Annotated in this window: 9 protein-coding genes; all 9 read right to left on the bottom strand. The window is 49.7% G+C overall.

Features of this window, described 5'->3' with window-relative positions:
- Positions 1-7 precede the first annotated feature (7 nt).
- Positions 8-2,566, bottom strand: a complete 2,559-nt coding sequence (locus P6910_RS20890; protein ID WP_317143187.1) for a hypothetical protein — start codon at positions 2,564-2,566, stop codon at positions 8-10.
- 161 nt (positions 2,567-2,727) lie between these two features.
- Positions 2,728-4,602 carry a hypothetical protein gene (locus P6910_RS20885; protein ID WP_317143186.1) on the bottom strand — a complete coding sequence of 625 codons (1,875 nt, stop codon included), beginning with the start codon at positions 4,600-4,602 and terminating at the stop codon, positions 2,728-2,730.
- 178 nt (positions 4,603-4,780) lie between these two features.
- A complete protein-coding gene (locus tag P6910_RS20880; protein WP_317143185.1) occupies positions 4,781-6,964 on the bottom strand; it encodes a hypothetical protein in 2,184 nt (727 codons plus the stop codon).
- Between the two features lie 175 nt (positions 6,965-7,139).
- On the bottom strand, positions 7,140-8,753 hold the full coding sequence (locus P6910_RS20875) for a hypothetical protein (protein WP_317143184.1): 1,614 nt from the start codon (positions 8,751-8,753) through the stop codon (positions 7,140-7,142).
- A gap of 178 nt (positions 8,754-8,931) precedes the next feature.
- Positions 8,932-11,589: a hypothetical protein gene (locus P6910_RS20870; protein WP_317143183.1), complete on the bottom strand. Its 2,658-nt coding sequence runs from the start codon at positions 11,587-11,589 to the stop codon at positions 8,932-8,934.
- 178 nt (positions 11,590-11,767) lie between these two features.
- Positions 11,768-14,893 (bottom strand): hypothetical protein, encoded by a 3,126-nt coding sequence (locus P6910_RS20865; RefSeq protein ID WP_317143182.1) that lies wholly within the window; start codon positions 14,891-14,893, stop codon positions 11,768-11,770.
- Between the two features lie 178 nt (positions 14,894-15,071).
- Positions 15,072-17,216 carry a hypothetical protein gene (locus P6910_RS20860; protein WP_317143181.1) on the bottom strand — a complete coding sequence of 715 codons (2,145 nt, stop codon included), beginning with the start codon at positions 17,214-17,216 and terminating at the stop codon, positions 15,072-15,074.
- 256 nt (positions 17,217-17,472) lie between these two features.
- Complete coding sequence (locus P6910_RS20855; protein WP_317143180.1) at positions 17,473-19,371, bottom strand: hypothetical protein; 1,899 nt, start codon at positions 19,369-19,371, stop codon at positions 17,473-17,475.
- Between the two features lie 88 nt (positions 19,372-19,459).
- A complete protein-coding gene (locus tag P6910_RS20850) occupies positions 19,460-21,802 on the bottom strand; it encodes a hypothetical protein (RefSeq protein WP_317143179.1) in 2,343 nt (780 codons plus the stop codon).
- Positions 21,803-21,811: the final 9 nt, after the last annotated feature.

The raw sequence follows: 21,811 nt of genomic DNA, 5'->3' as shown, positions 1-21,811 counted from the left end.
AAGGTCGTCATTTATTCACTGGAGGGCTGAGACCGTCTTTCTCTTTCGCATCGACAGGCTTGCGTTTGCGATGTATTCTTTTGTGTACAGACAGGGCTTTGGCATTCTTGTAAACCTTTCCACATAGCCACTGCTGGCCATCCTCCCCGACCATTTTGACGCCACAGGCTTGTTGCCCAGTGTGGGGAATTCTTTTGTGATCATAAAGGGCCTGGCTATTCTTGCAAACCTTACCGCATGGTCGTTGCTCGCCATCCTCCCCGATCATCATAACGCTACAGGTTTGTTGCCCGGTGTGAGTGATTTTTTTGTGATACCGTAGAGTGTTGATATTCATACAGACTTTCCCGCATGGCCGCTGCTGGCCATCCTCACCGACCATCATAACGTTACAGGTTCGTTGCTCGGTGTGAGCGCTTTTTTTGTGATACCGCAGAGCGTTGATATTCATACAGACCTTCCCGCATGGCCGCTGCTGGCCATCCTCATCGGCAACGAGCATATTGCAGGTTTTTTGCCCGCTGTGGCATCCAAGCTTGTGAGACGACAAGGCTCTGGCGCTCTTGCAGGCGGTTCCGCAAGGTCGCTGCTGGCTATCCTCTCCGACCACGGTTAAGTCACAGGTTTTTTGCCCGCTGTGTTGATCGAATTTATGAGACGAGAGAAGTTGAGCACTCTTGCAGATTGTCCCACATGGCCGCGGCTGACCATCCTCTGCGACCACGGTCACATCACAGGCTCTTTGCCCTGTGTGGGCAGCTTTTTTGTGACTCGACAGAGCATTGGCATTCATGCAGACCCTCCCGCATGGCTGCGGTTTACCATCCTTGCCGATCACGATTACTTCACAGATTTTTTGCCCGCTGTGGCATCCAAGCTTGTGAGCCGACAAGGCTCTGGCGCTCTTGCAGGCCGTTCCGCAAGGTTGCTGCTGGCCATCCTCTACGACCAGGGTTACGTCACAGGTTTTTTGCCCGCTGTGTTGATTGAACTTATGAGAATAGAGAGATTGAGTGCTCTTGCAGAGTTTCCCGCATGGCCGCAGCTGACCATCCTTCCCGACCACGGTCACATTACAGGTTCTTTGCCCGGTGTGGGCGTTTTTTTTGTGACTCGACAGGGCGCTGGCATTCTTGCAGACCCTCCCGCATGGTTGCTGTTTACCATCCTTGCCGACCAGGATTACTTCACAGGTTTTTTGCCCGCTGTGGTATCCAAGCTTGTGAGTCGACAAGGCTCTGGCGCTTTTGCAGACCTTTGCGCAAGGCCGTTGCTGGCCATTCTCTGCGACCACGGTCACATCACAGGCTCTTTGCCCTGTGTGGGCACCTTTTTTGTGACTCGACAGAGCATTGGCATTCATGCAGATCTTTCCGCATGGCCGTTCCTGACCATCTTCTATGACCATTATGACGTTACAGGTTTGTTGCCCGCTGTGCACCTTTCTTCTGTGATTCGACAGGGCAAGGGCATTTTTCCAGATCTCTCCGCATGGTCGCAGCTGGCCATCCTTCCCGACCACGGGCGAGAAACAGGTTTTTTTACCGGTGTGGACTTTTCTTTTGTGATTCAAAAGGGATTGAGTATTCTTGTAGACTTTCTCGCAATTGCGCGGCTGGCCATGCTTATCGACGATTTTCAGGTTACAGGGGACTGGCACTGCAGGAGCGGTTGTATTGACCGGATTCTCATCAATGTCATGTACCTGAAATACCTGGCCAGAAGCGCATTGGAGTTGAATGGCAAAGGGATTATGTGATGTCTCATTTGCAGGATCAGAATGTCTGATGCAACGATAGCAGAGACAATTATGGGGGCATGAGTTTTGTCCGGGTGTTGCTCCTGCAGGGCTTGCCAGACTTTCTTCAGAATTCAGCGACCATGCAGCGGGCTCCATGTTTTCAGATGAAGATCGGAACTTACAAACGCCATGACAGGGGTGGACGAAACAATCTAAGCCTAAAGTATGTGCGTTTTGTTGAGGGTCTCCGTAGCCGTCACCGGAGCCAGAATGCAGAGGGCTGGTGAAAGCGCTTGTTGGCTGGTGGCTGATGGCTGGTGGGGCCTGTTGGCCAGATGACTCTGGTAGCTGGCTTTGTTGCTGGTCATATCCGGAGCCGTGCATCATAGTAGTGATCGCAAAGGGTTGACTCCCCTGTGTCAACCTCACCTCTGCTTGTTCAGTCGGTTTAAACAGCGGTGAGTCGGGGTTCCAATAGCTTTTCAAAAGCCAGCCGGCAGTGACAATCCCTTCTACCGGTAGCCATGAACAAGAGGTAGCACCCAGAGGGGGGGCTTTGCTGGTCATGATCAGTTCGAAGGCAACCAGCAAATTCGTGGCGTAAAGCAGCTGCCAGGAAACCGAATCAATGAGGGTTGTTTTTACTTCGTAACTGAACAATCTTTGTCGATTATAATCAGAGGGTAAATCTGATCTTATAGAGCCGTTTTTGTCGGCAATATCCGATCGATTAACCGACAGTGCACGTTGGTCTGGCTTTATAGAAAAACTCTGGTTTGAAAAAACTGCATCCTGTTTAAGCTCGACAATATAACGTCTGGTCAACGTATCGGCCTGACAGGCAACGGTCAGCGAAAGTAGCAGCAGAGGTGCTGCAAAGAGTGAGTATTTAATGATTTTATCCTTGCCTCCAGATCTACAGAGAGGAAGGATAGATCAAGAAAGTAAGCGTGTTTTTTCTGTCAAAAATCTTCTGCTAAAGGTCGTCACTTATTCACTTGAGGGCTGAGACCGTCTTTCTGTTTCGCATCGACAGGCTTGCGTTTGCGATGTATTCTTTTGTGCACAGACAGGGCTTTGACATTCTTGTAAACCTTTCCACATAGCCACTGTTGGCCATCCTCCCCGACCATTTTGACGTCACAGGTTTGTTGCCCAGTGTGGGGAATTCTTTTGTGAACATAAAGGGCCTGGCTATTCTTGCAAACCTTACCGCATGGCCATTGCTCGCCATTCTTCCCGACCATCATTACGCTACAGGTTTGTTGCCCGGTGTGAGCACTTGTTTTGTGATACTTTAGAGCCCTGACATTCACGCAGACCTTCCCGCATGGCCGCTGCTGGCCATCCTCTCCGACCAGGGTCAGGTCACAGGTTTTTTTCCCGCTGTGGCATCCAAGCTTGTGAGACGACAGGGTTTTGGCGCTCTTGCAGACTCTCCCGCATGGTTGCAGTTTACCATCCTCTCCGACCACGGTTACGTCACAGGTTTTTTTCCCGGTGTGTTGTCTGAATTTATGGCACGAGAGAGATTGAGCACTTTTGCAGAGTTTCCCGCATGGCCGCGGCTGACCATCCTCTGCGACCACGGCCATATCACAGGTTCTTTGTCCGGAGTGGGCGCTTTTTTTGTGGCTCGACAGGGCGATGGCATTCACGCAGACCTTTCCGCATGGCCGTTCCTGACCATCCTCTGTGACCATTATGACTGCACAGATTTGTTGCCCGGTATGGGTCTTTTTTTTGTGACTCGACAGGGCACCGGCATTTTTCCAGACCTTCCCGCATGGTCGCAGTCGGCCATCCTTCCCGACCACGGGCGCGAGACAGGTTTTTTGGCCGGTGTGGATTTTTCTTTGGTGATTCAAAAGGGATTGAACACTCTTGTAGACTTTCTCGCAATTGTGCAGCTGGCCATGCTGATCGACGATTTTCAGGTTACAGGGGGCTGGCACTGCAGGAGCGGTTGTATTGACCGGATTGTCATCAATGTCATGTATCTGAAATACTTGGCCAGAAGCGCATTGGAGTTGAATGGCAAAGGGATTATGTGATGTCTCATTTGCAGGATCAGAATGTTTGATGCAACGATAGCAGAGACAATTATGGGGGCATGAGCTTTGTCCGGGTGCTGCTCCTGCAGGGCTCGCCAGACTTTCTTCAGAATTCAGCGACCTTTCAGCGGGCTCCATGTTTTCAGATGATGATCGGAACTTACAAACGCCATGACAAGGGGGGACGAAACAATCTAAACCTAAAGTATGTGCGTTTTGTTGAGGGTCTCCGTAGCCGTCACCGGAGCCAGAATGCAGAGGGCTGGTGAAAGCGCTTGTTGGCTGGTGGCTGGTGGCTGGTGGGGCCTGTTGGCCAGATGACTCTGGTAGCTGGCTTTGTTGTTGGCCATATCCGGAGCCGTGCATCATAGTAGTGATCGCAAAGGGCTGATTCCCCAGTATCAACCTCATTTCTGATTGTTCAATCGGTTTAAGCAGCTCTGAGTCGGGGTTCCAATAGCTTTTCAAAAGCCAGCCGGCAGTGACAACCCCTTCTACCGGTAGCCATGAATAAGAGGTAGCACCCAGAGGTGGGGCTTTGCTGGTCATAATCAGTTCGAAGGCAACCAGCAAATTCGTGGCGTAAAGCAACTGCCAGGAAATCGACTCAATGAGGGTTGTTTTTACTTCGTAACTGAAAAATTTTTGTCGATTATAATCAGAGGGTAAATCTGATCTTATAGAGCCTTTTTTGTGGGCAATATCCGACGTATTATACGACAATACACGTTGGTCTGGCTTTATAGAAAAACTTTGGTTTGAAAAAACTGCATCCTGTTTAAGCTCGACAATATATCGTCTGGTCAACGTTTCGGCCTGACAGGCGACAGTCAGCGAAAGTAGCAGCAGAGGTGCCGCAAAGAGTGAGTATTTAATGATTTTATCCTTGCCTCCAGATATACAGAGAGGAAGGATAGATCAAGAAAGCAAACGTGTTTTTCTGTCAAAAATCTTTTGCTAAAAGTGGTTGCTTATTCACATTACCTTATGGAGGGTTGAGGCCGTCTTTCAGGTCCGCATCAACAGGCTTTCGTTTTTGATGTGCTCTTTTGTGCTTAGACAGGGTACATGCATTCTTGTAAACCTTTCCACATAACCTCGGCTGGCCATATTCGTCGACCACGGTCACGTCACAGATTTTTTCCCCGGTGTGGTGGCTGAATTTATGACACGAGAAAGATTGAGCACTCTTGCAGAGTGTTCCGCATGGCCGCGCCTGACCATCCTCCCCGACCACGGTCAGGTCACAGATTCTTTGCCCGGTGTGGGCGTTTCTTTTGTGACTCGACAGGGCGATGACGCTCTTGCAGACCCTCCCGCATGGTTGCGGCTTATCATCCTTGCCGACCACGATTACTTCACAGGTTTTTTGCCCGCTGTGGCATCCACGCTTGTGAGACGACAAGGCTCTGGAGCTCTTGCAGACCGTTCCGCAAGGTCGCTGCTGGCCATCCTCTTCGATCACTGTCACGTCGCAGGTTTGTTGCCCGGTGTGGGTCCTTATCTTGTGATTTGACAGGGCACCGGCATTTTTCCAGACCTTCCCACAAGGTCGCTGCTGGCCATCCTCTTCGACCACTGTCACGTCACAGGTCTGTTGCCCGGTGTGGGTCCTTCTTTTGTGATTCGACAGGGCACTGGCATTTTTGCAGACCTTCCCGCATGGTCGCAGCCGACCATCCTTCCCGACTACGGGCGCGAGACAGTTTTTTTTACCGGTGTGGACTTTTCTTTGGTGATCCGAAAGGGATTGAACACTCTTGTAGACTTTCTCGCAATACCGTAGCTGGCCATCCTCATCGACCATTGTCAGGTTACAGCTGACCTTTTGAGACGACAAGGCTATAGTGCTCTTGCAGACCGTTGTGCAAGGTCGCTGCTGGCCATCCTCTTCGATCACTGTCACGTCGCAGGTTTGTTGCCCGGTGTGGGCCCTTATCTTGTGATTCGATAGGGCTCCGGCATTTTTCCGGACCTTCCCACAAGGTCGCTGCTGGCCATCCTCTTCGATCACTGTCACGTCGCAGGTCTGTTGCCCGGTGTGGGCCCTTCTTTTGTGATTCGACAGGGCACTGGCATTTTTGCAGACCTCCCCGCATGGTCGCAGCCGGTCATCCTTCCCGACCACGGGCGCGAGACAGGCTTTTTTACCGGTGTGGAATTTTCTTTGGTGATTCGAAAGGGATTGAACACTCTTGTAGACTTTCTCGCAATACTGTAGCTGGCCATCCTCATTGACCATTGTCAGGTTACAGCTGACTGTATCCTCAGGGGCGGTTGTATTGACCGGGTTGTCATCAATGCCGTGTATCTGAAATAGTAGGTCAGAAGCCCATTGGAGTTGAATGCCAAAGGGATCACTTGATGTTTCATTTGCAGGATCAAAATTCCAGATGCAACGATAGCAGAGACAATTATGGGGGCATGAGTTTTGTCCGGGTATTGCTCCTGTATGGCTTGCCAGAATTTCTCCAGAATTCAGCGCCCCTTCAGCTGGCCCTGTGTTTTCGGAAGATGATCGGAATTTACAAACGCCATGACAGGGGTCGACGAAACAATCTAAACCCAAGGTATGCGAGTGTTGTTGAGGGTCTCCGTAGCCGTCACCGGAGCCATAAGACAGAGGGCTGGTGAAAACACTTGCTGGTTGGCTGTTGGCCTTTGGAGCCTGTTGGCCAGATGACTCTGATAGCTGGCTTTGTTGTTGGTCATATGCGGAGCCGTGCATCATAGCAATGATCGCAAACGGTTGACTCCCCTGTGTCAAACTCACCTCTGTTTGTTCAGTCGGTTTAAACAGCGGTGAGTCTGAGTTCCAATAGCTTTTCAAAAGCCAGCCGACAGTGATAATCCCTTCTATCGGTAGCCATGAATAAGAGGTAATACCCAAAGGGGGGGCTTTGCTGGTCGTGATCAGTTCGAAGGCAACCAGCAAATTCGTGGCGTAAAGCAACTGCCATGAGATCGATTCAATCAGAGTTGTTTTTACTTCGTAACTGAAAAATCTTTGTCGTTTATAATCAGAGGGTAAATCTGGTCTTTTAAAGCCGTTTTTGTTGGCAATATCTGACGGGCTATCGGACAGCGCACGTTGGTCTGGCTTTATGGAAAAACTCTGGTTTGAAAAAGCTGCATCCTGTTGAAGCTCGACAATATAACGTCTTTTCAACGTTTCGGCCTGACAGGCGACAGTCAGCGAAAGTAGCAGAGGTGCCGCAAAGAGTGAGTATTTAATGATTTTATCCTTGCCTCTATATACACAGAGAGGAAGGATAGGTCAAGAAAGTAAGTTTGTTTTTCTGTCAAAAACCTTCTGCTAAAGGTCGTTGCTTATTCACTTTACCTTATGGAGGGCTGAGACCGTCTTTCTGGTTCGTATCAACAGGCTTGCGTTTGAGATGTGTTCTTTTGTGCACAGACAGGTCTTTGGCATTCTTGTAAACCTTTCCACATGGCCGCTGTTGGCCATCCTCATCGGCCAGGATCACATCACAGGCTTTTTGCCCGGTGTGGGCATTTTTTTTGTGATCCCAGAGGGTCTTTCTATTCTTGTAGACCTTCCCGCATGGTCGCCGCTGGCCATCCTCTGTGACCATCATAAGGCCACAGGTTTGTCGTCCGGTGTGTTCTCTTCTTTTGTGATTATTAAGGGCTTGGGCATTGTTGCATACCTTTCCGCATGGCCGTCGCTCGCCATCCTCCCCAGCCATCATAACGACACAGGTTTGTCGCCCGGTGTGTTCTCTTCTTTTGTGATAATAAAGGGCTTGAGTATTGTTGCAAACCTTTCCGCATGGCCGCGGCTGACCATACTCCCCGATCAGGGTCACATCACAGGTTCTTTGCCCGGTGTGGATGTTTGTTCTGTGACTCGACAGGGCGCTGGCATTCATGCAGACCTTTCCGCATGGCCGTTCCTGGCCATCCTCTGTGACCATTATGAGGTCACAGGTTTGTTGACTCGTGTGCGCCGTTCTTCTGTGATGCAACAGGGCAACGGCATTTTTCCAGACCTCCCCGCATGGTCGCAACCGGCCATCGTTTCCGACCACGGTCGTAAGACAGGTTTTTTTACCGGTGTGGATTTTTCTTTGGTGATTCAAAAGGGATTGAACACTCTTGTAGACTTTCTCGCAATTCCGAAGCTGACCATCCTCATCAAGCATTGTCAGGTTACAGGGGACTGGCACTGCAGGAGCGGTTGTATTGACCGGGTTGTCAACAATGCCAATTGCTCCTGTATGGCTTGCCAGACTACCTTCAGAAATCAGCGACCTTTCGGCTGGCCCCATGTTTTCGAAAGGTGGTCGTAATTTACAAATGCCATGACAGGGGTGGACGAAACAATCTAAACCTAAAGTATGTACGTGTTGTTGAGGGTCTCGGTAGCCGTCACCGGAGCCAGAAGACAGAGGGCTGGTGAAAACACTTGCTGGTTGGCTGGTGGCCTCTGGGGCTTGTTGGCCAGATGACTCCGATAGCTGGCTTTGTTGTTGGTCATCTCCGGAGCCGTGCATCATAGCAGCGATCGCAAAGGGTTGACTCCCCTGTGTCAACCTCACCTCTGCTTGTTCAGTCGGTTTAAACAGCGGTGAGTCGGGGTTCCAATAGCTTTCCAAAAGCCAGCCGACAGTGACAATCTCTTCTATCGGTAGCCTTGAATAGGCACTGGAACCCAGAGAGGAGGTTTTGCTGGTAATGATCAGTTCGAAGGCAACCAGCAAATTTGTGGCGTAAAGCACATGCCATGAGATCGATTCAATGAGGGTTGTTTTTACTTCGTAACTGAAAAATCTTTGTCGCTTATCATCAGAGGGTAAATCTGGTCTTTTGAAGCCGTTTTTGTTGGCAATACCTGACGGTTTATACGACAGTAAACATTTGTCTGTTTTTATAGAAAAACTCCGGTTTGAAAAAACAGCATCCTGCTGAGGTTCGACAATAAAACGTCTGGTCAACGTTTCGGCCTGGCAGGCGAGAGTCAGGGAAAGTAGCAGCAGGGGTGCCGTACAGACTGAGTATTTAATGATTTTATCCTCGCCTCCAGATATACAGAGAGGAAGGATAGATCAAGAAAGTAAGCGTGTTTTTCTGTCAAAAACCTTCTGTTAAAGGTGGTTACTTATTCACATTACCTTAAAGAGGGCTGAGACCGTCTTTCTGGTCCGCATCAACAAGCTTGCGTTTTCGATGTATTCTTTTGTGCACAGACAGGGTATATATATTCTTGTAAACCTTTCCACATAGCCGCTGCTGGCCATCCTTATCGGCCACGATCACATCGCAGGTTTTTTGCCCGCTGTGTTGTCTTTTTTTGTGATCTGACAGGGTATAGGCAGTCTTGCAGACCCTCCCGCATGGTTGCGGTTTACCATCCTTGCCGACCACGATGACTTCACAGGTCATTTGCCCGCTGTGGTATCCAAGCTTGTGAGACGACAGAGCTATGGCGCTCTTGCAGACCGTTCCGCAAGGTCGCTGTCGGCCATCCTCTTCGACCACGGTCAGGTCACAGTTTTTTTGCCCGGTGTGGGCGTTATTTTTGTGCTTCGACAGGATATAGGCATTCTTGCAGACCCTCCCGCATGGTTGCGGTTTACCATCCTTGCCGACCACGATGACTTCGCAGGTTTTTTGCCCGCTGTGGTATCCAAGCTTGTGAGACGACAGGGCTTTGGCGCTCTTGCAGACCCTTCCGCAAGGTCGCTGCTTGCCATCCTCTTCGACCACGGTCACGTCACAGTTTTTTTGCTCCGTGTGCGCCCTTCCTTTGTGCTTCGACAGGGCACTGGCATTTTTGCAGACCTTCCCGCACGGTTGCGGCTTACCATCCTTGCCGACCACGATGACTTCACAGGCTTTTTGCCCGCTGTGGTATCCAAGCTTGTGAGACGACCAGGCTCTGGCGTTCTTGCAGACAGCTCCGCAAGGTCGCTGTTGGCCATCCTCTTCGACCATGATCAGGTCACAGGTTTTTTGCCCGCTGTGGTGTCTCAATTTGTGACACGCGAGAGATTGAGCACTCTTGAAGAGTCTCCCGCATGGCTGCGGTTGACCATCCTCGCTGACCACCGTCAGATCACAGGTTCTTTGCCCGGTGTGGGTGCTATTTTTGTGATTCGACAGGATATAGGCATTCTTGCAGACCCTCCCGCATGGTTGCGGTCTACCATCCTTGCCGACCACGATGACTTCACAGGTTTTTTGCCCGCTGTGGCATCCAAGCTTGTGAGACGACAGGGCTTTGGCGCTCTTGCAGACCGTTCCGCAAGGTCGCTGCTTGCCATCCTCTTCGATCACGGTCACGTCACAGTTTTTTTGCTCCGTGTGCGCACTTCCTTTGTGCTTCGACAGGGCACTGGCATTTTTGCAGGCCTTCCCGCATGGTTGCGGTTTACCGTCCTTGCCGACCACGATGACTTCACAGGCTTTTTTCCCGCTGTGGGTGTCTCTTTTGTGATTCGACAGGGCTCTGGCATTTTTGCAGACCTTCCCGCATGGTTGCGGTTTACCATCCTTGCCGATCACGATGACTTCACAGGCTTTTTGCTCGCTGTGGGCGTTTTTTTTGTGATCCGACAGGGCGCTGGCATTTATGCAGACCTTTCCGCATGGCCGTTCCTGACCATCCTCTGTGACTATCATGACGTTACAGGTTTGTTGCCCGGTGTGCGCTGTTCTTTTGTGATACGACAGGGCAACGGCATTTTTCCGGACCTCCCCGCATGGTCGCAGTCGGCCATCCTTCCCGACCACGGGCGCGAGACAGGTTTTTTTACCGGTGTGGTATGCTCTTCTGTGATTCAAAAGGGATTGAGCACTCTTGTAAACTTTCTCGCAATTCCGTAGCTGGCCATCCTTATCGACCATTTTCAGGTTACAGGCGATTTGCTCTGCAGGGGCGGTTGTATTGACCGGGTTATCATCAATGCCATGTACCAGTTGGCCAGAAGTGCATTGGAGTTGAATGGCAAAGGGATCATTTGATGTTTCATTTGCAGGATCAGAATGCCAGGTGCAACGATAGCACTGACAATTATGGGGACATGAGTTTTGTCCGGATGTTGCTCCTGTACGGCTAGCCCGACTTTCTTCAGAATTCAGCGACCTTTCAGCTGGCCCCATGTTTTCGGAAGATGATCGGAATTTACAAACGCCATGACAGGGGTGGACGAAACAATCTAAACCTAAAGTATGTGCGTTTCGTTGAGGGTCTCCATGGCCATCACCGGAGCCAGAATAGAGAGGGCTGGTGAAAGCGCCTGTTGGCTGGCTGAGGGCATGCTGGCCAGATGACTCTGGTGTCTGGCTTTGTTGTTGTGGTTGTTGTTGGTCATCTCCGGAGCCGTGCATCATAGCAGTGATCGCAAAGGGTTGACTCCCCTGTGTCAACCTCATTTCTGATTGTTCAATCGGTTTAAACAGTAGTGAGTCGGGGTTCCAATAGCTTTTCAAAAGCCAGCCGACAGTGACAATCCCTTCTATCGGTAGCCATGAATAAGAGGTAGCACCCAGAGGAGGGGCTTTGCTGGTCATGATCAGTTCGAAGGCAACCAGCAAATTCGTGGCGTAAAGCAACTGCCAGGAAATCGACTCAATGAGGGTTGTTTTTTCTTTGTAACTAAAAAAACTCTGTCGTTTATAATCAGAGACTAAATCTGGTCTTTTAAAGCCGTTTTTGTCAGCAATATCTGACGGGTTATCCGACAGTGAACGTTGGTCTGTTTTTATAGAAAAACTCTGGTTTGAAAAAACTGCATCCTGCTGAAGCTCGACAATAAAACGTCTGGTCAACGTTTCGGCCTGACAGGCGACAGTCAGGGAAAGTAGCAGCAGAGGTGCCGCAAAGAGTGAGTATTTAATGATTTTATCCTTGCTTCCAGACGCACAGAGAGGAAAGATAGATCAAGAAAGCAGGCGTGTTTTTCTGTCAAAAACCTTCTGCTAAAGGTCATTACTTATTCACATTACCTCATGGAGGGTTGAGACCGTCTTTCTGGTCCGTATCAACAGGCTTGCGTTTTCGATGTATTCTTTTGTGCTGATACAGGGTAATTGCATTCTTGTAAACCTTACCACATAGCCGCGGCTGACCATCCTCCCCGACCAGGGTCACATCACAGGTTTGTTGCCCGGTGTGGTGGCGTCTTTTGTGACTCGAGAGTGCCTGACTATTCTTGAAGACCTTCCCGCACGGCCGTTGCTCGTCCTTCTCGTCGATCATTATAGCTTTGCAGGTTTGTTGCCCGGTGTGGTATTTGCTTTTGTGACATATTAGGGCTCGAGCATTCTTGCAGACTTTTTCACATGCTCGTGGCTGGCTGTCCTCCCCGAGTATTATAACCTTGCAGGTTTGTCGCCCGGTGTGGGTACTTCTCTTGTGATTACAAAGGGATGGGCTATTCTTGCAAACTGTTCCGCATGGCCGTCGCTCGCCATCTCCCCCGACCATCATACTTTGGTCCGCACCAACAAGCTTACGTTTTCGATGCATTCTTTTGTGCTTAGACAGGGTATATATATTCTTGAAAACCTTTCCACATGGCTGCGGCTGACCATCCTCCCCGACCAAGGTCACATCACAGGTTTTTTGCGCGGTGTGGGTGCTTCTTTTGTGATCCGACAGGACCTGGCTATTCTTGCAGACCCTCCCGCACGGCCTTTGCTGGTCATCCTCGCCGACCAATATAGCGTTGCAGGTTTTTTGCCCGGTGTGGTATCTGCTTTTGTGACATGACAGGGCTCGAACACTCTTGCAGACTTTTCCGCATGGGCGAGGTTGGCCATTCTCCCCGATCACGGTCGTATCACAGTTTTGTTCTGGGGTGTGGAAGCTTCTTTTGTGGACCGACAACTTTTTATAATTCTTGCAGAGAGTCCCGCATGGCCGCTGCTGGCCATCCTCATCGGCCACGATCACATCACAGGTTCTTTGCACGATGTGGACGCTTCTTTTATGAATGTACAGTCTTTTAGTGCTCCTGCAGACTTTTCCACATGGGTATGTTTGACCATCCTCCCCGACCATTATGAAGTCACAGATTGGTTGCGCGATGTGACCTTTTTTTTTGTGATTCCAGAGGACATGCTTATTCTTGTAGACCTTCCCGCATTGTCGCCGTTGGCCATCCTCTGTGACTATTTTGACGTCACAGGCTTGTCGCCCGGAGTGCTCTCTTCTTTTGTGTTTCGACAGCTCATCGGCACTCCTGCAGATCGTTCCACAGCGTCGTGGCTGGCTGTCCTCTTCGAGTATTATAACGTCGCAGGTTTGTTGCCCGGTGTGGGTTCTTCTTTTGTGATTACCAAGATCCCGGCTCTTCTTGAAAACCTTTCCGCATGGCCGTCGCTGGCCATCCTCCCCAAACATCATAACGTCACAGGTTTGTTGCTCGGTGTGAGCTCTTCTTTTGTGCTCCTGCAGAATGCCGACACTCTTGCAGACCTTCCCACATGGCCGCTGATGGCCATCCTCATCGGTCACGATCACATCACAGGCTTTTTGCCCGCTGTGATTTCTTTTTTTGTGATCTGACAGGCTACGGGCATTCTTGCAAACCTTTCCACATGGCTGTCGTCGGCCATCCTCCCTGACCATCATAACGTCACAGGTTTCTTGCCCGGAGTGAGTGGTTTTTTTGTGATACCTTAGAGCGCAGACATTCTTGCAGACTGTTCCGCAAGGTCGTTGCTGGCCATCCTCTGAGACTATGTTCACGTCACAGGTTTTATTTCCGTTGTGTTGTCTGAATTTATGACACGAGAGAGATTGAGAACTCTTGCAGAGTTTCCCGCATGGCCGCTGCAGACCATCCTCCCCGACCACGGTGACATCACAGGTTCTTTGCCCGGTGTGGGCACTTTTTTTGTGATCCGACAGGGCTCTGGCATTCATGCAGACCTTTCCACATGGCCGTTCCTGACCATCCTCTGTGACCATTATGACTTCACAGGTTTGTTGCCCGGTGTGCGCTGTTATTCTGTGATAAGACAGGACAACGGTATTTTTCCGGACCTCCCCGCATGGTCGCAGCTGACCATCGTTTCCGACCACAGGCACAAGACAGGTTTTTTTGCCGCTGTGGACTCTTTTTTGGTGCTTCAAAAGGGATTGAGCACTTTTGTAGACTTTCTCGCAATTCCGTAGCTGGCCATCCTTATCTACTATTGTCAGGTTACAGTTGACTTGCTCTGCAGGGGCGGTTGTATTGACCGGGTTGTCATCAATGCCGTGTACCTGAAATAGTTGGCCAGAAGTGCATTGGAGTTGAATGGCAAAGGGATCATTTGATGTTTCATTTGCAGGATCAGAATGCCAGTTGCAACGATAGCATTGACAATTATGGGGACATGAGTTTTGTACGGATGTTGCTCCTGTTCGACTAGCCAGACTTTCCTCAGAATTCAGCGACCTTTCAGCTGGCTCCATGTTTTCGGAAGATGATCGGAATTTACAAACGCCATGACAGGGCTGGACGAAACAATCTAAACCTAAAGTATGTGCGTTTCGTTGAGGATCTCCATGGCCATCACCGGAGCCAGAAGACAGAGGGTTGGTGAAAGCGCTTGTTGGCTGGCTGGGGGCTTGCTGGCCAGATGGTTCTGGTGACTGGCTTTGTTGTTGTGGTCGTTGTTGGTCATAGCCGGAACCGTGCATCATAGTAGTTATTGCAAAAGGCTGGTTCCTCTGTGTCAACCTCATTACTGATTGTTCAATCGGTTTAAGCAGTTCTGAGTCGGGGTTCCAATAGCTTTTCAAAAGCCAGCCGACAGTGACAATCCCTTCTATCGCTAACCATGAATAAGAGGTAGCACCCAGAGGAGGGGCTTTGCTGGTCATGATCAGTTCGAAGGCAACCAGCAAATTCGTGGCGTAAAGCAACTGCCAGGAAATCGACTCAATGAGGGTTGTTTTTTCTTTGTAACTAAAAAAACTCTGTCGTTTATAATCAGAGGCTAAATTTGGTCTTTTAAAGCCGTTTTTGTCAGCAATATCTGACGGGTTATCCGACAGTGAACGTTGGTCTGTTTTTATAGAAAAACTCTGGTTTGAAAAAACTGCATCCTGCTGAAGCTCGACAATAAAACGTCTGGTCAACGTTTCGGCCTGGCAGGCGACAGTCAGCGAAAGTAGCAGCAGAGGTGCCGCAAAGAGTGAGTATTTAATGATGTTATCCTTGCCTCCAGATATACAGAGAGGAAGGATAGATCAAGAAAGTAAGTGTGTTTTTCTGTCAAAAACCTTCTGTTAAAAGTGGTTGCTTATTCACATTACCTTAAAGAGGGCTGAGACCGTCTTTCTGGTCCGCATCAACAGGCTTGCGTTTTCGATGTATTCTTTTGTGCACAGACAGGGTATATATACTCTTGTAAACCTTTCCACATAGCCGCTGCTGGCCATCCTCTGTGACCATTATGACGTCACAGGTTCGTTGCCCGGTATGAGCGCTTGTTTTGTGATAGTGTAGAGCGCTGACATTCTTGCAGACCTTCCCGCATGGCCGCTGCTGGCCATCCTTATCGGCCACGATCACATCGCAGGTTTTTTGCCCGCTGTGTTGCCTTTTTTTGTGATCTGAGAGGATATAGGCATTCTTGCAGACCCTCCCGCATGGTGTCGGTTTACCATCCTTGTCGGCCACGATGACTTCGCAGGTTTTTTGCCCGCTGTGGCATCCAAGCTTGTGAGATGACAGAGCCATGGCGCTCTTGCAGACCGTTGTGCAAGGTCGCTGTCGGCCATCCTCTTCGACCACGGTCAGGTCACAGGTTTTTTGCCCGGTGTGGGCGTTATTTTTGTGCTTCGAAAGGATATAGGCATTCTTGCAGACCCTCCCGCATGGTTGCGGTTTTCCATCCTTGCCGACCACGGTCAGATCACAGGTTCTTTGCCTGGTGTGGGCCCTATTTTTGTGATTCGACAGGATATAGGCATTCTTGCAGACCCTCCCGCATGGTTGCGGTTTACCATCCTTGTCGACCACGATTATTTCACAGATTTTTTGCCCGCTGTGGTATCCAAGCTTGTGAGACGACAGGGCTTTGGCGCTCTTGCAGACCATTCCGCAAGGTCGCTGCTTGCCATCCTCTTCGACCACGGTCACGTCACAGTTTCTTTGCTCCGTGTGCGCACTTCCTTTGTGCTTCGACAGGGCACTGGCATTTTTGCAGACCTTCCCGCATGGTTGCGGTTTACCATCCTTGCCGACCACGATTACTTCACAGGTTTGTTGCCCGGTGTGCGCCGTTCTTCTGTGATACGACAGGGTGCTGGCATTCATGCAGACCTTTCCGCATGGCCGTTCCTGGCCATCCTCTGTGACCATTATGACGTTACAGGTTTGTTGCCCGGTGTGCGCCGTTCTTCTGTGATACGACAGGGCAACGGCATTTTTCCGGACCTCCCCGCATGGTCGCAGCCGGCCATCCTTCCCGACCACGGGCGCAAGACAGGTTTTTTTACCGGAGTGGTATGCTCTTCTGTGATTCAAAAGGGATTGAGCACTCTTGTAGACTTTCTCGCAATTCCGTAGCTGGCCATCCTTATCGACCATTTTCAGGTTACAGGCGATTTGCTTTGCAGGGGCGGTTGTATTGACCGGGTTGTCATCAATGCCGTGTGCCAGTTGGCCAGAAGTGCATTGGAGTTGAATGGCAAAGGGATCATTTGATGTTTCATTTGCAGGATCAGAATGCCAGGTGCAACGATAGCATTGACAATTATGGGGACATGAGTTTTTTTCGGGTGTTGCTCTTGTACGGCTAGCCAGACTTTCTTCAGAATTCAGCGACCTTTCAGCTGGCCCCATGTTTTCGGAAGATGATCGGTATTTACAAACGCCATGACAGGGGGGGACGGAACAATCTAAACCCAGAGTGTGTGCGTTTTGATGAGGGTCTCCGTAGCCGTCACCGGAGCCAGAAAACAGAGGTTTGGTGAAAGCGCCTGTTTGTTGGCTCGTGACTTGTGGAGCTTGTTGGCCAGATGAATCTGGTGGCTGGCTTTGTTGTAGTGGTTGTTGTTGTGGTTGTTGTTGGTCATATCCGGAGCCGTGCATCATAGTAGTGATTGCAAAAGGCTGATTCCCCTGTGTCAATCTCATTTCTGATTGTTCAATCGGTTTAAACAGTGGTGAGTCGGGGTTCCAATAGCTTTTCAAAAGCCAGCCGACAGTGACAATTCCTTCTACGGGGAGCCATGAATAAGAGGTAGCACCCAGAGGGTGGGCTTTGTTGGTCATGGTCAGTTCGTAAGCAACCAGCAAATTCGTGGCATAAAGCAACTGCCAGGAAATCGACACAATAAGGGTTGTTTTTACTTCGTAACTAAAAAAAACTCTGTCGTTTATAATCAGAGGGTAAATCTGGTCTTTTAAAGCCGTTTTTGTTGGCAATATCTGACGGGTTATCGGACAGCGCACGTTGGTCTGGCTTTATGGAAAAACTCTGGTTTGAAAAAGCTGTATCCTGCTGAAGCTCGACAATAAAACGTCTGGTCAACGTTTCGGCCTGACAGGCGACAGTCAGAGAAAGTAGCAGCAGGGGCGCCGCACAGAGTAAGTACTTAATGATTTTATCCTAGCCTCAGATATACAGAGAGGAAGGATAGATCAAGAAAGCAGGCGTGTTTTTCTGTCAAAAACCTTCTGCTAAAGGTGGTTACTTATTCACATTACCTTATAGAGGGCTGGGACCGTCCTTCTGGTCCCCATCAACAGGCTTGCGTTTGTGAAGTATTCTTTTGTGCTTGGACAGGGTATATGAATTCTTGTAAACCTTTCCACATGGCCGCGGCTGCCCATCCTCCCCGACCACGATCACATCACAGGTTTGTCGCCCGGTGTGGAATCTGCTTTTGTGATTCGTAAGGGCTCCAGCATTCTTGCAGACCTTCCTGCATGGCTGTCGCTGGCCATCCTCTCCGACCACAATTACTTTACAAGTTTTTTGCCCGGTGTGGCCTTTTCTTTTATGATCTGAAAGAGCACAGACACTCCTGCAGACCTTCCCGCATGGACGTTGCTGGCCATCCTCCCCGACCACGGTCACTTTACAGGTTTGTTGCCCGGTGTGATATCTGCGCTTGTGATTCGACAGGGCTAAAGCATTTTTGCAGACTTTCCCGCATGGCCGTCGCTGGCCATCCTCCTCGACCACGATCACTTTACAGGCTTTTTGTACGCCGTGGCTTTTTCTTTTGTGTTCCGAAAGGGCTTTGGCATTCTTACAGATCACCCCACATGGCCGTTGCTGGCCATAGTCTCCAACCATTATAACGTGACAGGTTTGTTGTCCGGCGTGTTGTCTGAGTTTGTGAGCCGAAAGGGCAACAGCATTTTTACAGACTGTCCCACATGTCCGCCGAAGGCCATTTTCCCCGACCAAGGCCGTGTCACAAGTTTTTAGCCCGCAATGGTACTTGCTTTTGTGAGATGCCAGAGATTGGGCATTTTTGCAAACTACCCTGCATGGTTGCTGCTGGCCATCCTTCCCGACCACGGTTACCTCACAGGTTTTTTGTCCGGTATGGATTCTCCTTTTGTGACTCGACAGGGCTCGAGTACTCTTAAAAGCTTTCTCGCATTGCCGAATCCCACCATCTTTCTCAATGACTATCAGTTTGCAGGTTGCTTGCCCGGCAGGGGCCGTTGTCTTGACTGAGTCGCGTGCCTGAGATCGTCGTGTCTTAGCGCATTGGAGCAGAATGGCAAGGGGGTCATTTGATGTTTCGTTTGCAGGGTCAGAATGTCTGATGCAACGATAGCAGTGTCTGTTGGCCAAGTGAGTGCATGAATTTTGTCCGTGTATTGCGTCTGTATGGTTTGCCATGTTTTCAAAAGGTGGTCGAAATCTACAAAAGCCATGACAGGGATGGATGAAACAATCTAAGCCCAAAGTATGTGGTCGTTGTTGAGGATCCAGGTTACCTTCGCCGAAGCCAGAATATAGGGCGCTGGTAAAGGAGCTTGTAGTTTGGGTGGTGGCTTGTTGGGTCTGTTGGCCAGATGACTCTGGTAGCTGGCCTTGTTGTTGGTCATCTCTGTTACCATGCAGCATAATGGTGCTCACAAAAGGCTGATCCCACTGTGTCAACATAGAAGTCATTTCTTGTTGCTCAATCGGGTTTAACCGCAGTGAATCATGGTTCCAGTAGTTTTTTAAAAGCCAGCCAACAGCAAAAACCATTTCTTCTGGCAGCCATGAATAAGGGGTGGGGCTCAGAGGGGCGGCTCTGGTGTTCAAGATCAGTTCGAAGGCAAGCGGTAGATTCGTGGCGTAAAGTAACTGCCAGGAAACTGACTCAATGAGGGTCGCTATTACCTCGTAACTGATAGGTTTCTGTCGATTATAATAAAGTGCTGAGTCTGGTCCTGAATCACCGTTTATGTCGGCAATGTCTGACGGGTTGCCCGGCAATGAACGCCGGTCCGGTTTTATTGAAAAGCACTGGTTTGGAAAACCTGAATCCTGTTGAAGCTCGATGATAAAATGTCTTGTCAACGGATCAGCCTGACAGATGAAAGACAACAACAATAGCGTCAACAGCATTGCCTTGAAGAGTGAGTGTTTAATCATTCTATCTCTGCTTTCTGGTTTACAGAGAGGAAGGGTAGATCAAGAAAATGAGCCTGTTTTTCTTTCTAAAGTCTTCTGTTAAAGATCGTTAATCAATCAATTTAACTTTTGGAGAGCTGAGCTCATTATCCTGATTTACATCAACAGACTTGCGTTTTCGATGTCTTCTTTTGTGATCAGACAGGGTTCTGATATTTTTGCAGACCCTTCCACATGGCCGTTGCCGACCATCCTCATCGACCACGATCAGGTTGCAGGTTTGTTGCCCGGTGTGCTTGTTTCTTTTGTGATCTGACAGGGCTTTAGAATTCTTGCACGCGGCCCCGCATGGCCGCTGCTGGCCATCTTCACAGACCATGGTTACTTTACAGGTTTGTTGTCCAGTGTGGTATCTGCTTTTGTGATCTGAGAGGGCTTTGGAATTCTTGCACAGAGTCCCGCATAGCCGTTGCAGGCCATCCCCCCCGACCACGGTCACTTTACAGGTTTGTTGCTCGGTATGGTATCTGCTTTTGTGAGTCCACAGAGCTACAGTATTTTTGCACACCGTCGCGCATGAACGTTGCTGACCATCCTCTCCCACCATGGTCACTTTGCAGGTTTTATGCCCGGTGTGGTATATGCTTTTATGAGATGACAGGGCTTTAAGACTATTGCAGATCTTTCCGCATGCCCGGGGTTGGCCATTTTCCCCAACCTCGGTCACTTTACAGGTTTGTTGCCCGGTGTGGTATCTGCTTTTGTGATTCGTCAGGGCTCCAGCATTCTTGCAGGTCATCCTGCATGGCCGTTGCTGGCCATCCTCACCGACCACGATCAAGTTACAGGTTTTTTGCCCGGTGTGGCCTTTTCTTTTGTGATCTGAAAGGGCACAGGCATTCTTGCAGACCGTCCCGCATGGCCGTTGCTGGCCATCCTCCCCGACCACGGTCAATTTACAGGTTCGTTGCCCGCTGTGGTATCTGCGTTTGTGATCCGAAAGGGCTATAGCATTTTTGCAGACCTTCCCGCAGGTCCGCTGCAGGCCGTCTTCCCCGACCAAGGCCAGGTTACAGGTTTTTTGTCTGGTATGTATTTTTCTTTTGTGATTCGACAGGGCTAGAGTATTCTCGCAGACCGTCCCGCATGGTCGCTGTTGCCCATCCTGCCCGACTACCGCAAAGTTACAGATTTTTTGCCCGGTATGGTATTTTCTTTTGTGAGTTGAAAGGACTTGAATATTTTTGTAGGTCTTTCCACATAGCGACTGCTGGCCGTCCTTCCCTACCACTGTCGCGTTACAGATTTTTTGCCTGGTGTGGTAGTTGCTTTTGTGGCTCCAAAGAGATTGAGTCTTCTTGCAGGCCACCCCACATTGTTGCTGCTGGCTATTCTCCCCAGTTGCGGTTACATCATGGGGTCGTTGTCCGGTTTGGTTCGTGGCTGGTACCTTGACTGTACGAGAAAGATGAGATGGTTTTTGACCCAATTGGGATGATCTTGTTGTTAGTTGTGTTTCTGAAGTTTCCATTTGAGGGATTAAATCGGTATGTCTGGAGGAAATTTCGGTTTCTTTTAGAAGACTATGACCACGTAAACTGAGTAACCCTCTGACTATAGCCAAATCATCGGCAGTGACAGACAAATCCCAGGGTATTGGTCTATCATCGTCGAGTGGCCCGTCAAGGTCGCTATATGCAGTTCCTGCAGACATTGAATGTGAACTGTCGGTTGATCGTCGGAACCTGCAAACGCCATGACAGGGATGTACGAAACAATCTAAACCCAAAGTATGTGAGTGTTGTTGAGGGGCTTCGTTACCGTCATCAAAGTCAGAATTCAGAAGACTGGTTAAATAACCTATAGGGTGGATGGGTGTTTCGAGGGCTTGCTGGCCGTACGATTCTGATGCTTGAGCCTGTTTTTGGTCATCTCCGGAGTCAGGCATTGCAGTGGTAATCACGAACGGGTGATCCTGACTTGTCTCTTGTTGGATCAGATTAAACAGCGATGAATCGGGCTTCCAATAGCATCTTAAAAGCCAGCCGACAGCAACAAACGTTTCTAACGGTAGCCATGAATATGAGGTAGGGCTCAGAGGGTCGTCTCTGCTGGTCAGGATCAGTTCGAAGGCAACCAGCAGATTCGTGTCGAAAATCAACTGCCAGGAAATCGACTCAATGAAGGTTGCTGTTACCTCGTAACTGATAAGTTTCTGTCGTTTATAATAAGCGAGTAAATCTGGTCCTGCATCGCCGTTTATTTCGGCATTGAACAACGGACTGCCCGACACTGAACGCAGGTCTGGCTTTATTGGAAAGCTCTGGTATGAAAAACCTGAGTTCTGTTGAGAATCGACGATATAACGTTTTGTCAACGGTTCGGCCTGGCAGATGGAAGACATCAACAATAGATGCAGCAGCGGTGCCGCAAAGAGTGAGTGTTTAATCATTCTATCCTT

Source organism: Endozoicomonas sp. 8E (genome assembly GCF_032883915.1).
GTDB lineage: Bacteria > Pseudomonadota > Gammaproteobacteria > Pseudomonadales > Endozoicomonadaceae > Endozoicomonas_A.
Note: the sequence above shows the minus strand (reverse complement) of the source record. Positions and strands in the feature narration are given on the sequence as shown.

Excerpts from the sequence above, each read along its gene's own strand:
- P6910_RS20855 (WP_317143180.1), bottom strand. The coding sequence starts at position 19,371 with ATGATTAAACACTCACTCTTCAAGGCAATGCTGTTGACGCTATTGTTG.
- P6910_RS20850 (WP_317143179.1), bottom strand. The coding sequence starts at position 21,802 with ATGATTAAACACTCACTCTTTGCGGCACCGCTGCTGCATCTATTGTTG.